Raw genomic sequence first — 14,903 nt, 5'->3', positions numbered from 1 at the left:
GCTATAATCAGCTCTTTTGGAGGCTTAAGCAGGAGAAACCTTAAATTCAGGAGGTATATACTGTTTATGGGACCAGATATTTACCTTGCACAAATCCCCCTGTAAGGACACCATTGGCAAACATCCAGATCATTGGTCTTCCGGATGGGCTCCATCGGGTCTAGCACATGGCGAACGAACCCGCTGAGAAGATTTTCGGAGGCTGAGATAAAACTTTTAGGTGATGTTTCACCTGCCTCAGTAAAATTAAACTCCGATGACAGTACGCCTGCATCCAGGTTGCGGAAGGATAAGATGCCAGATTTCGGTGTTATGCTTTGTACTTCTACATGGGGGGCATTTTTAAGAATAGCCTCCGGCGATTGTTGCAGGGTACGCTGCAGAATGTACTGGTAAAGCCACAATTGCCGTGCTTTATCATATTTAGGATCGGAAGTGAAATGCAGTTCTACGTCCTCCGGCTTTACCACTAGCTGGTTACGTTCAACCTTGCCTGTTTTATAGTCAATTACCCGTAGCTCGTGCCCGGTCAGATCGATACGGTCGGCTTTACCTGCTATGCGTACCTGTATTTCTTCACCTGCAACTTGCACAGGCAGGGTAGCAGATAAAGTTTCTTCTAGACGCAGCACAAATAAGGGCAGTTCTTTTGATTCTTTCAGGTTTGATAAATATTTCTCAAGTACCTGTACAGCAACTTTAAACAGGAGGTAGTTCATGCCACGGTCGGGCGTGGCACCACGGGTGGCATAAATGAATTCTTTCCTTACCTTATCCGGCAGTTGTTGTAGCATTTGCTCAATATGGCTGACCTCAATAGGTTTACCATTCTCTGCAAAGGGTTTAAAAAAATCTTCCAGCACCTGATGTACCAGAGTTCCGAACTTATCTGTACCTAATTGCTCTTCCACCTCGTCCATCTCCTGTATTTTGGCAATGCGGCTGAAATAGTACTGTAAGGAGCAGTTAATATACATGTTCAGGTGCGATGGATAAAGACCTTTCTGCAGCTCTTTTTTCAGCTGCCCCAGTATCTTTTCATCCTTTTGTATCAGGATATCCTCATTATACTTCTTTGACTGTTTCTGATCAACAGCAGCAGTCAGGTCATGAAATTTAATGCGCGAATTGCGCAGCGCCAGGTCGTTCTGTAACTGTAGTATAAAGCGACTTCTCTCTCCGGAGCCATAGGTGTCGGAAGGAAGGACATAAAGCAGATGTATGCGCTTTGCACGCTGAAGCAGCCGATAAAAATTATAAGCCATAGCGCCTTCAGTTTCGGCATAAGTAGGCAGGCCGAACTCGCGTAGTACATCGTATGGCATCAGCGACTCGTGGCGCTTAGGTGCAGGCAGCGTATTTTCATTTACAGAAAGTATAATTACATTCTCAAAATCAAGTGCGCGTGTCTCCAGCATACCCATAATCTGTACATCTGAAATAGGCTCACCGCTGAAAGGCAGTCTGGTGGAGCCGATCAGTTCATACAGGAACTTACGGAAGCTGCGTACCCCGATCTTATGCTCACGGCAGTCGAAGATAGTGTCCAGCCGCTTTACCAGGGTGTAAAATATATAGAGATATTCTGTTTCAATCGTATTAGGCTGATGGCTGTAAACCTCCCGCAGCAGCTCTATCAGGCTATACATAGCCGCGATAATATCGTCACAGTCGCGCCATGATTTAAAGAGCGTCTCAAAAAGAGGGTGCTGTTGCCCCATTTGCAGCAGGTCCTGCGCCGTCACCAGTACCTTGTTATCAGCTACAATTTTATCAATTACTTTTTGGATGAAGCCGTGATACTTCTCTTGCTCTGGCTGGTCGGTGAGGTACAGCTCATACCTTCGGATGAACGGATGCGTAAGCAGCTTTGAAACGGACAGGTGGTGGTACTGGTACACTTTGTAACCAGATTCCTGAAGCTGTGTCACACCCGTCAGGTGCACCTCGAACAATAGGTCGATCAGGTTAAACAAAGGGGTGCCCTTAAAACTTAGCCCCATTGTCACGTTATAATTTGGCACCTCATCCGGTATAGAGTGAAGCACAGGCAGAAGCAGTGTTTCATCTGGCAGTATGATAGCAGTTTGCGAATGTTTGTCCTTCTGCCTGATTTCCTGCAGCAGCTGTCCTGCCAGTTTTCCCTGCATACTGGCATTGGCTACACCAATCACGTTAATCTCTTTCTCATCGGTCAGAAGTAAGTTCTGCTGCCAGCGCCACTCCGGTAACTTCCATGTACTTTTGTATTTTCTAAGAAAGCTGCCTGCCCTGTTAGGAGAGCCTTCTTCCATGTAGAAATTATCTGAATCGAACAACACCTCTGCCTTGTCATGCTTCAGGAGTGCTTTAATAATAACCTCTTCTGATTTTGTCAGTGCGTTTAATCCTATAAAAATATATTTGTGACATCCTGGCTCTTTTGCTATCGTGTTAATGTTCTCCGCAACCTTTCGGAAAGCCATACCGGTATACGCCTGCTTATTTTTCAGGAGTTGTTTCTTTAGGTTCCGGTATGTCTTCTCAATGTTGTCCCAGAGGCTGAAGTACTTTTTTATGGTGGGAGAGATGTCCTTTCCTAGGAACTTTGGGTCCCACCTTTCTAGTGCTTTTGCTTCAGAAAGGTACTCAAACAGTTTCCCCACATCCACCAGGTTTTGATCTATTCTGCTGAAGTCGTCAAGCAATGTTCCACCCCAGGTAACAAACTGATCAAAGTCCAGCAGCGGGTCCTGCTCACACATCAGGTCAAACAGTTCCAATTGCAGGTTTATCGGCTCTAGCACATCTGTTTGGGCAAGCTTGGTAATAAAATCCTCCATACCAAATACCTCCGGCGACCAGATAGGCTCTGGAGCTGCCTGTGCCAGTTCATTCTTGAAGAAGAAACTAGCTCTGCGTGACGGCATAATAATGCACAATTCACTAATATTCTCTTTGTACTTTTCGTAAATGTATTTCGCTGATAGCTCCAGGAAAGTCTGCACGAGGTGGTGATTTTAGCGGGTGATAAATTAGCGATTTAGACACTGCTGTCTAAGCTGGATAAGAGCTTTTATTGTGTAATTGCTCCTTCTTCATTGAGTGGCAGAAAAGGGTTGTAAGCTATTTCCCACAGAATATCGTCCGGGTCAGACACATAGCTGCTGTATCCTCCCCAAAAAACTTTTTCAGGACGCTTTACAATAGTTGCGCCTCTTTCCTCTAAGACTGCCACTAACTCATTTACTTCCTGTTCAGACTTTACATTGTGAGCCAGAGAGAATCTTCTGAAACCTTTGCCATCGGCAGGAACACCTGCGTCATCTGCCAAGGATTCCTGCGGGAAAAGAGCTAGCTGAATGCTACCGTCTAATTGGAAGAAAATAATGCCGTCTGTGCTGGCTTCTGTCGGCTGCCATCCAAATACGTTTTTGTAAAAGTCTTTTGACCGCTGCAGGTTCTTTACACCTAGTGTAATTAAGGTTAATCGTTGTTCCATATTAATTTAGTTTTACCTTTTGTGGGGGTGGTTAAAAACAGCAAATCCTTTGTAGCCCAAGCATCATAAGGCTAGTCCCATTTGTAAGCTTTTCCCGCCGTAGCTCCACTCAATTACCTGTTCTGTATCAAAGTAATAAAGTATGCATTTTACTTTTTGATAACCCAGTTGCTTAAAACGCACAGCATAATGGTCCAGCTTATTGCGGTGTTCCAGTTCCGGAGGCGGGAGTTTAAACTCTATCAGCACCACCTGGTCGCCATCGAACACTACGCGGTCTGGCTTGTACAGATAGGCCCGGGCATCGAGTAGCTCTTTCTCATGCTCTACTACCACTTTGTCCGTGAAATGGTGGTGCAACTTTGGCTGGCGAATAACCTCCTCTAATCGCTTGCTAAGGTCCGGTCTTTCACGTTCACTGATGATGCCCTGGTTAACCATCTGCCGTAGTATGTCATCCATTTGAGTGGCTACAATAACCCGGGATAAAGCATAGTGCAGCTTCTTATTAGCCTGTCGTTGCCTGGTCTGTGTCTCAAAATCAAAGACATTGTTAGCATGTTGTTTTAGCTGCAGTCGTTGGGCCCAGTCTGTAGTTATCAGGTGCTCCAGCGTATAGGTGTTTTCTTTGGAGACTTCTGAATAATGTTGCTTAAGGACTCCCTTGTGTAGCTGGTAACAGAACTGATCCGGCTGCCACATTTGCTTGTGTACCAGGAAGCGGTAGAGCAGGTGACTTACATTTTTAGCTGTACCCTCCAATGCTCTGGATGCTTTCTTCTTGTCGAGTAAATCTTTGCTGTTCCCAATAAGGTAAAGCCTGTCGATGGGACGGGTTAGAGCCACATACAGCATATTCAGGTTCTCTATAAAGTTTTTTTCTATTTCGGTGCGATACTGCTCGCCCAGTACTGTTGTCTCCAGCTTAGTACTAATGTTAACAGCCACACTACGCAGCTTGCCCGTTACGCTTACCTCCTGCGGTAGCTGGCTCCACATCAGTGCGCGGGTCATGGGTTCTGTGCTCCAGTCGGCAAACGGTATAATCACAATAGGGTAAGCCAGTCCCTTGGATTTGTGGATGCTGGTGATGGTGATGGCATTGCGGTTTTTAGGCGTGTTAATGCTTAACTTTTCTTTTTGCAAATCCCAATAAGCCAGGAAATTATTAAGGTTGTTACTGTTCTTTAGACTATATTCCAGCACCAGGTCCAGGAACCGGAACAGGTATTCGCACTCACTATTATGACCCAGCAGGTCAAAAATGCGAATTAATTGCTCGGTTAACTCATAGATGGATAAGTTACCGGTTTCTCGTTCATTCACATCAAAGCCAAACACGCGCAGTTGGTCAAAGAATTCCTGCGGATCAGGGGCTTTGGCTATTTCGGCTATTGTTTGTGTTATTTCTGTATCCGGAATGGTTTCCATTGCTACAGCACACACAAGGTATAAAGCCTCAGACTTTGCCAGTGTATCATTGGGCCGGTTAAACACACGGAACAAGGCAATAATTAGATTAATAACCTCTGCAAACTGTAGTGAAAGCGAATCTTGTGAAATAATGTCAAAGCGACGTTCTTTCAGGAAATTGGCAATAAGCTTACTTTTGCTGTTGGTGCGGCATAAGATAGCCATATCTTTTAAAGTATACCCTTCTTCCAAACTATGTTTTACAAGCTGCAGCACCATGTTCAGCATGCTTTCATCGTAACTCAGGATTTCAGGCCGGGCATAGCCTTCGTAGAGTATATCAGTGCGTTGGCAACCATCTAAATCATACTTATAATTAGTGTCTTCAGGGTGCGTGAACATAACCTGAACATGTCCGCCGCTTTTGTCACTACCACCCGGTACCTGTTGCTGAAACTTATCGTCATAAATAGAGGCGAACATTTCAAACGTTTCGTGTTCTCTGCTGATGAAGGTAAATAACTCATTATTAAAACCAGTAATTTCTGCCCTGCTGCGGTAATTGGTATTTAGGACGGCAGGGGATAAGGTATGATTGATGGACTCATAGCGCTCCCGGATAATTTGCCCGTGGCGGCGGTTCTGATACAGCTTTTCAGTACTTTTCTTATAGAGGTGCAGTATCTGCTCCATCTCACCACCACGCCACCGATAAATAGCCTGCTTTGCATCGCCTACTACCATACTGAAATAGCCGGAAGCCAGCGCATTGTCAACTAATGGCAGCAGGTTGTTCCATTGTAGTACTGAGGTGTCCTGGAATTCATCGATCAGAATGTGGTTATATTTTTCGCCCAGTCGCTCATAAATAAAGGGCACCGGCTCCTGCAGCACAATATCGATGATGCGTTTGTTGAACTCAGAAATGTGTACCGTGTTTTTGTCGCGCTTAATCTCCTGCAGGCACTTCTCCAATTCGTTCAGTACAGACACCTTATAAAGGTGCGGCACAATAGCATTAATGAGAGTGAAGGTGGCAGCATACTTCTCTTTTATGTCTTCGATGTGGTAGTATAGTTCCGTAAGCTGCGGTCGAATACTATCAATATGGTTTTTGGTAGCCGGTGATGCCTTGCCTGCATACCATTTGTCATCGGCTATGGTTTGGCATGCGTAGTTATTGCCGTAGCTTAAATCGGCTTCTTTTGTAAACTTGCTAAAGTAACCGAATAAACCACGAGTGCTCTGGTAGAAGTCGGCAGGGGAGAGGCCGGCATTTTCAATAGTTGTCAAAGCCTGTTGAGCTGCCTCCTGTGCAGCCTCTTCTATTTGCTTTTTGGTCTCTAGCAGTTGGTTCCTTACGCTCTTAAAATCCTCCAGCGTTAATGTCTGCAGGTCTGTGACTGCCTCATACACTTGCTCGTTCAACAGGTTTTTAGCAAAGTCAGCGAGATCATCGGGTAGTGTATTCCAACTGCGTCCTTCTCGCGCCTTCTCCAGTGCATAGTTTTCCAACGTTTCGGACAGAAGGTCATTTTTGCTATTTGATACCTTGTCAAGCAACAGTTGAACAGCAGTAGTGACCAGTGTCTGAGAGTCCAGATCCACCTCAAAATTATGCGGAATATTCAACTCTCTTGTGAATGCCTGAACAATCTTATTTACGAAACTGTCTATGGTGCTTACACTGAAATCGGAGTAGTTATAAAGTATCTGACTAAACAGCAAGCCCGCCCTCCGTCTTATTTCCTCTTTATCCAGCTTCTCTTCAGGGTACTCTACTTGCAGGTCTTCTGTTATACTTACCAGTAATTCTTCACTCTTCTGTTTTTGCTTCTCAGGCAGGCTGTTGTCTTTAAAGTTGCGCAATGCTCCAAGGATACGCTCCTTCATCTCAGCAGCAGCATCATTGGTAAAGGTTATAGCCAGTATAGAACGATAATAATCTGGGTTGGGCGTGTGAAGAGCCAGCTTAAGGTATTCCTTTGTCAGGTGATAAGTTTTACCGGAACCGGCAGAAGAGGAATATATTTTAAAGATTGATGGCATGTAAGGCTCCTTTTAAATCAGAACCCTTAAAGATAGTGTATGCCGAAAGGCAAAGCCAGTATTCTTTTAAATCTTTGAATGATGTTGGCTTAAAGTATGTGTAGGATAAAAGGTATAGTAGTGTGCTTAAAGACATAATACCTTAATTGGAGGAATAAGGGGCTTACTTCAATTAAATTAAAGTAGCAGCATTGCTGTAGGTAACTATTCAGATTAATAAGACCCTCTCAGACTATACAGAGAGGGTCTTATTATATAATACAGCAGCATTTTTAAGCATATACAAGGTTCCCTTTTTTAGTTCCTGTTTCCTTTGATGGGGCAAAGTCTTTAACACATACATGGTAGATGATACGTGCCATAGAAATGGAGTAATCTGTTATGATGCATGTTTGTTGTTCTGAACTTATTAGAGCTTTGCTCGCGCCTAAAGTCAGTTTGTTTAATTCAACTACCTCATCAAAATTCTGTCGCAGCATTTTAATGGCTTTGAAGGAAGGCTCATTATAATACACCGGAATAACCTGACAAACAGCATAGCTACCTTTCGCTCTCTCTTTTGCAATCATTTTGCACAGCGATTCTGTGTTTAGCTTGTCAAGATCAGAGATAATCACAAAGAAAACCTTTTGCTGATCAGAATCTGTCGCTCCACGCGCTGGCACACTACCAAGTAGCATATTGCGGCTGATCTTGGTTCCTTGCAGGAAAGTCTCATCTTTTAAGATCTTGTTATGTATCTTAAAAGCTAGCGCCCCAGAAGCAATAAGATTAAAATCTTTGCCTTGGGTAGTAATTTTGGAGAAGTGTAGCATAAGTTTATTTGGTTAAGTGTGTTGAGATTCCCTGTGATTTTAATTTTTAAAGCAATTACATTACTGCAATATAAGTTGCATGATGCTGTTCCTTAAGTAATTAGGTGATGGTTAATAAGTTTCTATTTAAAAAATTATTAGAATAAAAGCAAAAATAAATATTTGATAATTTATAATATATAGTTCTTTAAATGTTTAAAAGATAACTTTTTACATTATAAATAATATATTCAGGCTCTATAGCATATTTATAAATACTAAACCTTAGTAAAAGAATAAGTTTTTAAGTTTATTTATAGTTAATTTAATTTATCTGTTAAATATATAGATAATTTCCAATTAAACCATCGAATTGTTATTTATATTTTTGTAATGAATCTCACGGAAAGTTTCTTTCAATTATATGTCAGCCTGAAAAAAAGGTGCATGATGAGAATAACTAGTTAATTTGAAATATATTTTGTACCTTTGCGGAAGATTTGGAATCAGTCTGATTTACTGTATAACTGGATACCCCATTTGTTCTGTTTGGCTACCCTAGTTAATTTTTAGTTTGACGTGTCGTACTCATTAGCTGTTGTTTCGTACTTCAGTAATAGAGGAAGGTTTACAAGCAGGCTGCCTCCAGATGAGTTATATACATTAAGTAAATTAGATGAATAAAATCAAATTTGAAGAACTTCCGCTTTCGCAGGAAGTTCAGCGAGCTATTGCTGACATGGGCTTCGAAGAAGCCTCTCCCATTCAAACAGAAGCAATCCCTGTTGTTTTAGAAGGAAAAGATATAATTGGTCAGGCCCAGACAGGTACTGGTAAAACTGCTGCCTTTGGTATACCGACCATTGAAATGATTGATGAACGTGACAGAAGCGTTCAGGCCTTAATCCTTTGCCCTACCAGGGAGTTAGCCATTCAGGTTTCAGGTGAAATACAGAAGCTTGCAAAATATAAGCAAGGCATCAGTGTGGTTCCTATTTACGGAGGCCAGTCATACGACAGGCAGTTGCGCGCTTTAAAGCAAGGTGTTCAGATTGTTATCGGTACTCCTGGTCGTGTAATGGACCACATAGAGCGTGGTACGCTGGTGCTGGATAATGTACGAAAAATTATTCTAGATGAAGCAGACGAAATGCTTGACATGGGATTCCGTGACGACATCGAGTTTGTATTAGAGCGTATTCCGGAAGACCGCCAGACCATTTTCTTCTCGGCTACTATGTCAAAACCGATCATGGAGATGACTAAACGTTATCAGAAAGATCCGGTACTGGTAAAAGTAGTGCATCAGGAACTGACTGTGACAAACATCGATCAGGTGTATTTCGAGGTACGTAGCAGTGCAAAAATGGAAGTACTGTCTCGTTTGCTGGATATGTACAACCTGAAAGCTGTTATTATCTTCTGTAATACCAAACGCATGGTAGATGAACTGGTTTCTAACCTGCAGGCCAGAGGCTATTTTGCTGACGGCTTACATGGTGACATGAATCAGAACCAGCGTTCAAACGTGATGCAGAAGTTCCGTAGCGGCACACTTGAAATATTAGTGGCTACTGATGTAGCAGCACGAGGTATAGATGTAGACAACGTTGAGGCTGTGTTTAACTATGATTTACCTCAGGACGAGGAGGCCTACGTTCACCGCATTGGTCGTACTGGTCGTGCCGGTAAGTCAGGTAGAGCATTCTCATTTGTAGGTGGTCGTACAGACAGCTACAAATTGAAAGACATTATGCGCTATACAAAAGCTAAGATAGTGTTGCAGCAGGTGCCTACGCTGGAAGATGTCAATGAAATTCGCACGAACATGTTCTTCGATAAAGTTCGTGAGGTATTGCAGAAAGGCACTCTTACCAAACACATTTCACGCATAGAGCGATTCGTGAACGAAACAGAAGAATATACTCCGTTAGAAGTAGCCGCTGCCCTTTTAAAAATGAGCTTGAAAGAAGCTAAAGTAAAAGAGCAGGGTGCAGAAATAGAGAAAGGCTTGAACAAGTCTAAAGATGGTTTTGACCGCTTATTTATCACCATTGGTAAAAAAGACCGTGTTCATCCAAAAGATCTGATTGACCTTTTGTCAAATAACAGTAGCATTCCTCCAAATAAAGTGGGTGATATTGATTTGTATGATAAATTCAGCTTTGTTGAAGTACCCAATGAATATACAGCCGATATTCTGGATAAAGTTTCTCGTATAGAGGTTGATGGCCGTATGGTGGTTGTCGAAAAATCTCAGAAGAAAGGATCCGGCGACGGTGATAAAGGCCGTGGAGGAAGAGGCAACAGAGAGAGTTTTGGCTTTGATAAATCAGAAGGAAGCGGTGGTGGAAGAAGGTTTGGTGGCCGCAGTGGCGATCGTAACTCTTCTTTCAGAGGTGACCGTGATCGTGATGGCGGAAACAGAGGCTTTCGTAAAAGAAGATTTTAGGGTGCAAGACTACTTCTAAAAACTTATTTTAGAGTCTCCTTTTCAGTATGTTTAAAATAGAAGAGAGCCAGCTTATAGATAAGCTGGCTCTCTGTTTTTATTGAGTAAGCAAACCTTTTGTTGATGTTGCCGTTATGGTAAATATCATAAAAGGTTGGAAGATTTAGTTAGCTGCTTAGGCAGTTAGTCTGCAAAGGTGACATTGTTAGATGTCACCTTTGCTGTTTTAGGAGAATTCGTTTAGAAGAAACAGTTTAGCTGATTATACATAAGGTTCTTACTGAATATCAGGCTAAGTTTGTATGTTGCATTGGCTATAAAAAAAGGAGCCGAAGCTCCTTTCCTGAATTATTAGTCTCTGACATAATATCAGTATTAATTTTCTTTAGCGCTGTCGCGTAGTGTACGAATGTGGTCATGAGCACTTTTTACATCATCATACTGTTGCTCCACAATAGACTTCAACTCTCCCGGAAGGCTCTTTTGCAAAGCTTCTTCATATGCTTTCACAGCATAATCCTCTCCACGTTCGCACTCTTCCAGTACACGTACTCTGTCTCTGGAAGTAAGCGCAGACTTAAGGTCAATCCATGCACGGTGAGCAGTACCTTCAATAGAGCTGGACTCATCGTCGCTACCGCCCATCTTAAATAACTGATCCTGTAGTTCCGTAATCATGCTGTCTCGCTGTACAGCATATTTCTTAAATAGGTCTTTTAGATCCTTATCCTGAATGTCCTCTGATGCAGTTTTATATCCTTTAGCACCATCTTTGCATCTTTCAATTAAATGGTGTACAGTTGATTTTACTTCTTTATTGATTTCCATAGTTTTTACCGTTTAGTTTAATATGAGTTTTTACTTATATTCTAACTAATAAGTTGCCTGATTGTTTATTTAACTTATTCAGATAAAGCCTTTGCCATTGCAGACCCAGCTAGAAAACCGGTAGTCCAGGCCGCCTGAAAGTTGAACCCTCCCGTTATACCATCAATGTCCAGTACTTCACCTGCAAAATAAACACCTGACTGTATCCGGCTTTCCATCGTTCGCATTTCGACCTGAGATAAGTCAATCCCGCCACAGGTAACAAACTCTTCTTTAAAAGTAGTCTTACCTTGTACCTCGAAAGGAGCACGAATCAGGGCTTCTATTAATTTATTTGTATTCTTGGCAGGAAGTTCTGCCCAACGTATTTCTTCTGCGACTTCTGCTAACTTGGTAAGAGCCTTCCACAGGCGTTGCGGTATACCAAATAGAGGATTAGTAGCTACTAACTTTTTAGGATGAGCTTGCCTGTAGTTTTGTAAATGTTCTCTCAAAGACTCTTCAGAAAAATCAGGTATCCAGTTTATGAGCGCCGTGAAGTTGTAATTCTGTTCATGAAGCAGGCGGGCCCCCCAGGCAGAAAGTTTCAGTACGGCGGGTCCGCTATAACCCCAATGGGTAATAAGCAGGGGGCCTTCGTACTCCAGTTTCTGACCAGCAACTCTTACTCTGGCTTTAGGCACAGAAACTCCCTGGAGTTCTTTTAAGGCTGAACCGGGTACATTAAAAGTAAAAAGAGAAGGTACGGGTTCCTGTACTGCATGGCCTAAGGCGCGTAACCAGTCGTATGCTGCTGATTTAGGGTTGCCTCCGGTACAAATAAGTATTTTATTGGCCAGTATAGTACTATTATTGTTTAAGTAAAGCTTAAACTCTGTTATACCATCTTTTCTAGTTAAAACTTCTATTTCTTCTACACTGGCACTTGTTTTTATTTTTACACCAGATTTGCTTGCCTCCTGCAACAGACAATCCACTATTGTTTCTGAGCTGTTGCTGACCGGAAACATTCGCCCGTCTGGTTCTGTTTTCAGTTGCACGCCACGTTGCTTAAACCATTCTATAGTCTCGCCAGCTCCAAACGTTTTAAAAGCTTCTTTTAACTTTTTAGACCCTCTGGGATAGTTCTGAGCTAACATAGAAGGTACAAAGCAATGGTGTGTGACATTGCAGCGACCACCTCCTGAGACACGTACCTTAGAGAGCAGCTTACTTGTTTTTTCCAGTAGCAGCACTTGTGCCTGAGGATTTTCCTGTGCACAGGTTATCGCTCCAAAAAAACCTGCTGCACCGCCGCCTATTACCACTACTTTCATTAGTTAACTTCTTCTTTAATGACTGTAACAAGATTAACGAACAAATAATCTTATCACGAATAATGCTTTAGAGAATTGGATAGAATAAAACTCTTCTTTTGTCTCTTGTATGGCCTGTTAAGAATCGTGCGTCTTGATTCGCGCTGTTTCTTCCAAAGAGCAAAGGTACTAAAAGAACTTCATCGGGTCAGGGTGAAGGAAGGAGTACGCCAGGTCATCTTTTAGCTTTTGACTATTGATGCGTTTGAATTGCGTTTCCTGCATATCATTAAACTGGGGAGGAGCCAGATTCAGGGCAATGGCTGCTTTGGTGTAGAAATCTTTCCGGGCTGGATGTTCATCTGCACAGGCATTATATACCTGTCCCCATTTCTTCTGTTCTATTATTTGTGATAGTATACTAACACAGTCATCCAGATGAATCAGGTTAACAGGCGCATCGCCATTAGGAACATCTCTTTTTCCGGCCATGAACCTTCCGGGGTGGCGGTTATTGCCTACCAGACCACTGAATCGGACTATTGTAGTAAGCCATTCTCCCCGGTCCTGAAACATTCGTTCTGCTTGTAATAATATATTATCCGGGTCAAGTTCATCAGTGTAAGCAATATCTTCTTCTTTTACTATCCTGTTTATATCAGGATAAACAGAAGTAGAAGAGACGAAAAGTAACCTTCTGACGGTAGAGTTTATCAGAGCTTTTAAAAGTTTTTTTAACTGGTGTAGGTATTTTTCGCCGCTATCAGAGCGTAACCTCGGCGGAATATTCAGTACTAATATATCTGAATCAAGAAAAGCAGCCAATTCTTGTGTATCTGCAGGTTCGTTTTGCAGATTTAGTACATAAGGGTAAATACGACTCTTTTGCAGCAGTTCTACTTTAACAGGACTTGTGGTAGAACCATTAACCCTGTACTCTTTTTGTACCAGTTGCGTTGCCAGTGGTAGTCCAAGCCAACCACAACCCATAATGCTTATATCTGCTTTTTCAGCCATAATTCCTGCTAATACTTTGCTCAATCGTAACAATTTGCTTCTGATTCTGTTATTCTCCCTTAAAAGAGCCAGTAACGCTGCAAAGTAAAGCATAAATGAAGTATGATGTAATATTAGTTGGGTCAGGTTTTGGGTCGTTAACGGCGGCAGCGTTGCTGGCTAAACATGGACTAAAGGCATGTGTGTTAGAGCAGGCAAAGTACCCGGGAGGTTGTGCTACCTCTTATAAACGTAAAAGTTATTGGTTCGAAACAGGTGCTACCACTCTGGTTGGTTTGGATGATGATATGCCTTTGCGTTACCTGCTTGATGAAACAAAAATAGAGGTGCCGGTGCGTAAACTGAATATACCCATGCAAGTACATTTGCCTGACGGGCTGTTGCTGACGCGATATCAAAAGATGGAAAGCTGGATACTTGAGGTAGAGCGTGTTTTTGGAAAAGATAATCAGCGGTCGTTTTGGGAACACTGTTACCAGCTCAGCAGGAAAGTATGGAGAATTTCAACCAGGCAAACAAGTTTCCCTCCTTCAAATTTTAGCGACTTCTGCTCCTCAGCCTTAAAAGCCACTCCTGGTCAGCTAAGTTTATTGTCCGGTGCATTCAGAACTATGGATGAGGTGCTGCGAAAATATAACTTGCATCAGAATAAGCTGTTTGTTGATTTTATAAATGAGCAGCTGCTAATTACCGCACAGAACTACGCTCCTGAAGTTAATGAATTGTTTGGTGCAACAGCCTTATGCTATACTTTGTACAGCAACTATTATGTGGACGGTGGGCTTATCAATCTTGTTCAACCCATAGTTGATTATATTAATGAAAAAGGAGGGGCAGTGCTTTACCGGCAGGAAGTAAGAGAAATAGTGCCTGATGAAGATGGGTATCTTATAAAAACAAACACGTCGCACTTTAAGGCACGTTTTGTAGTGAGCGGTATTCCATTGAATAACACCTACACATTATTTAAAAACGAAAAGGTAAAGCAACGATTACTGAAGTACATTATGCCCTCGAGTATGCTGAACAGTGCTTTTACTATGAATCTGTTGCTAAAAGGGCAGCAGGTTCCTGAAATATTACATCATCAGATACACGTGCCGGAGCAACTCTCCATAATAGGCAGTAAAAGTATATTTGTCAGTTTCAGTCATCCGCAGGATAAGCTTAAGGGACCTGTTGAGGGTTTAGTTGTAAGCATCAGTACTCATGTGTTTGATCCTGAGAATAACTATATCCATAATAAAAGAGAAATTGAAAAAGCCATTATTGAATTGCTGGTTGAAAAAGAACTTATAAAACAGGAAAATATTACCTACACCCAATCAGCCACTCCCGGGGCATGGATATTCTGGACCAACAGAATTTTTGGTGCCGTGGGAGGTTATCCGCAGTACAAGCACATAAAGCCCTGGCAAATGAAGGATGCCCGCCTGGATCAGCGCGGAGCATATGTTTGTGGCGACACGGTCTATCCGGGGCAGGGGGTTCCAGGAGCTTGCCTTAGTGGCATTATAGCAGCTAGTAAGCTACTGCAGGATCATTATTAGATGCTTAACCTGCAGTAGCCATTA

The 14,903-nt window shown here is 42.4% G+C and carries 9 protein-coding genes; 2 read left to right on the top strand and 7 right to left on the bottom strand.

Annotation, left to right across the window (positions count from 1 at the left end; all coding sequences use genetic code 11):
• Positions 1-80: 80 nt before the first annotated feature.
• From LN995_RS13280 to LN995_RS13265, 4 genes are all read right to left on the bottom strand, one after another.
• The gene (locus LN995_RS13280; RefSeq protein WP_229961570.1) at positions 81-2,987 is read right to left on the bottom strand and encodes a PD-(D/E)XK nuclease family protein; all 2,907 of its coding nucleotides are present in this window, start codon (positions 2,985-2,987) and stop codon (positions 81-83) included.
• A 68-nt stretch (positions 2,988-3,055) separates the two neighbouring features.
• Positions 3,056-3,481 (bottom strand): VOC family protein, encoded by a 426-nt coding sequence (locus tag LN995_RS13275; RefSeq protein WP_229961569.1) that lies wholly within the window; start codon positions 3,479-3,481, stop codon positions 3,056-3,058.
• A 63-nt stretch (positions 3,482-3,544) separates the two neighbouring features.
• Positions 3,545-6,943, bottom strand: a complete 3,399-nt coding sequence (locus LN995_RS13270; protein ID WP_229961568.1) for a UvrD-helicase domain-containing protein — start codon at positions 6,941-6,943, stop codon at positions 3,545-3,547.
• Between the two features lie 272 nt (positions 6,944-7,215).
• A complete protein-coding gene (locus LN995_RS13265) occupies positions 7,216-7,758 on the bottom strand; it encodes a hypothetical protein (RefSeq protein WP_229961567.1) in 543 nt (180 codons plus the stop codon).
• A 655-nt stretch (positions 7,759-8,413) separates the two neighbouring features.
• On the opposite strand from LN995_RS13265, the gene LN995_RS13260 reads away from it, so the two are divergent.
• The gene (locus tag LN995_RS13260; protein WP_229961566.1) at positions 8,414-10,189 is read left to right on the top strand and encodes a DEAD/DEAH box helicase; all 1,776 of its coding nucleotides are present in this window, start codon (positions 8,414-8,416) and stop codon (positions 10,187-10,189) included.
• Positions 10,190-10,564: 375 nt separating this feature from the next.
• Here the strand turns inward: LN995_RS13260 and LN995_RS13255 are convergent, their stop codons facing one another.
• From LN995_RS13255 to LN995_RS13245, 3 genes are all read right to left on the bottom strand, one after another.
• A complete protein-coding gene (locus tag LN995_RS13255; RefSeq protein WP_229961565.1) occupies positions 10,565-11,017 on the bottom strand; it encodes a ferritin-like domain-containing protein in 453 nt (150 codons plus the stop codon).
• A gap of 74 nt (positions 11,018-11,091) precedes the next feature.
• Complete coding sequence (locus LN995_RS13250) at positions 11,092-12,333, bottom strand: BaiN/RdsA family NAD(P)/FAD-dependent oxidoreductase (RefSeq protein WP_229961564.1); 1,242 nt, start codon at positions 12,331-12,333, stop codon at positions 11,092-11,094.
• A gap of 168 nt (positions 12,334-12,501) precedes the next feature.
• Positions 12,502-13,329, bottom strand: a complete 828-nt coding sequence (locus LN995_RS13245) for an SDR family oxidoreductase (protein WP_229961563.1) — start codon at positions 13,327-13,329, stop codon at positions 12,502-12,504.
• 95 nt (positions 13,330-13,424) lie between these two features.
• Between LN995_RS13245 and LN995_RS13240 the strand changes: the two genes are divergently transcribed.
• Complete coding sequence (locus LN995_RS13240; RefSeq protein WP_229961562.1) at positions 13,425-14,879, top strand: phytoene desaturase family protein; 1,455 nt, start codon at positions 13,425-13,427, stop codon at positions 14,877-14,879.
• Positions 14,880-14,903: the final 24 nt, after the last annotated feature.

It is taken from the genome of Pontibacter silvestris, assembly GCF_020907275.1.
GTDB lineage: Bacteria > Bacteroidota > Bacteroidia > Cytophagales > Hymenobacteraceae > Pontibacter > Pontibacter silvestris.
The sequence above is the reverse complement of the archived record's forward strand: the minus strand, read 5'-3'. Positions and strand labels throughout refer to the sequence as shown.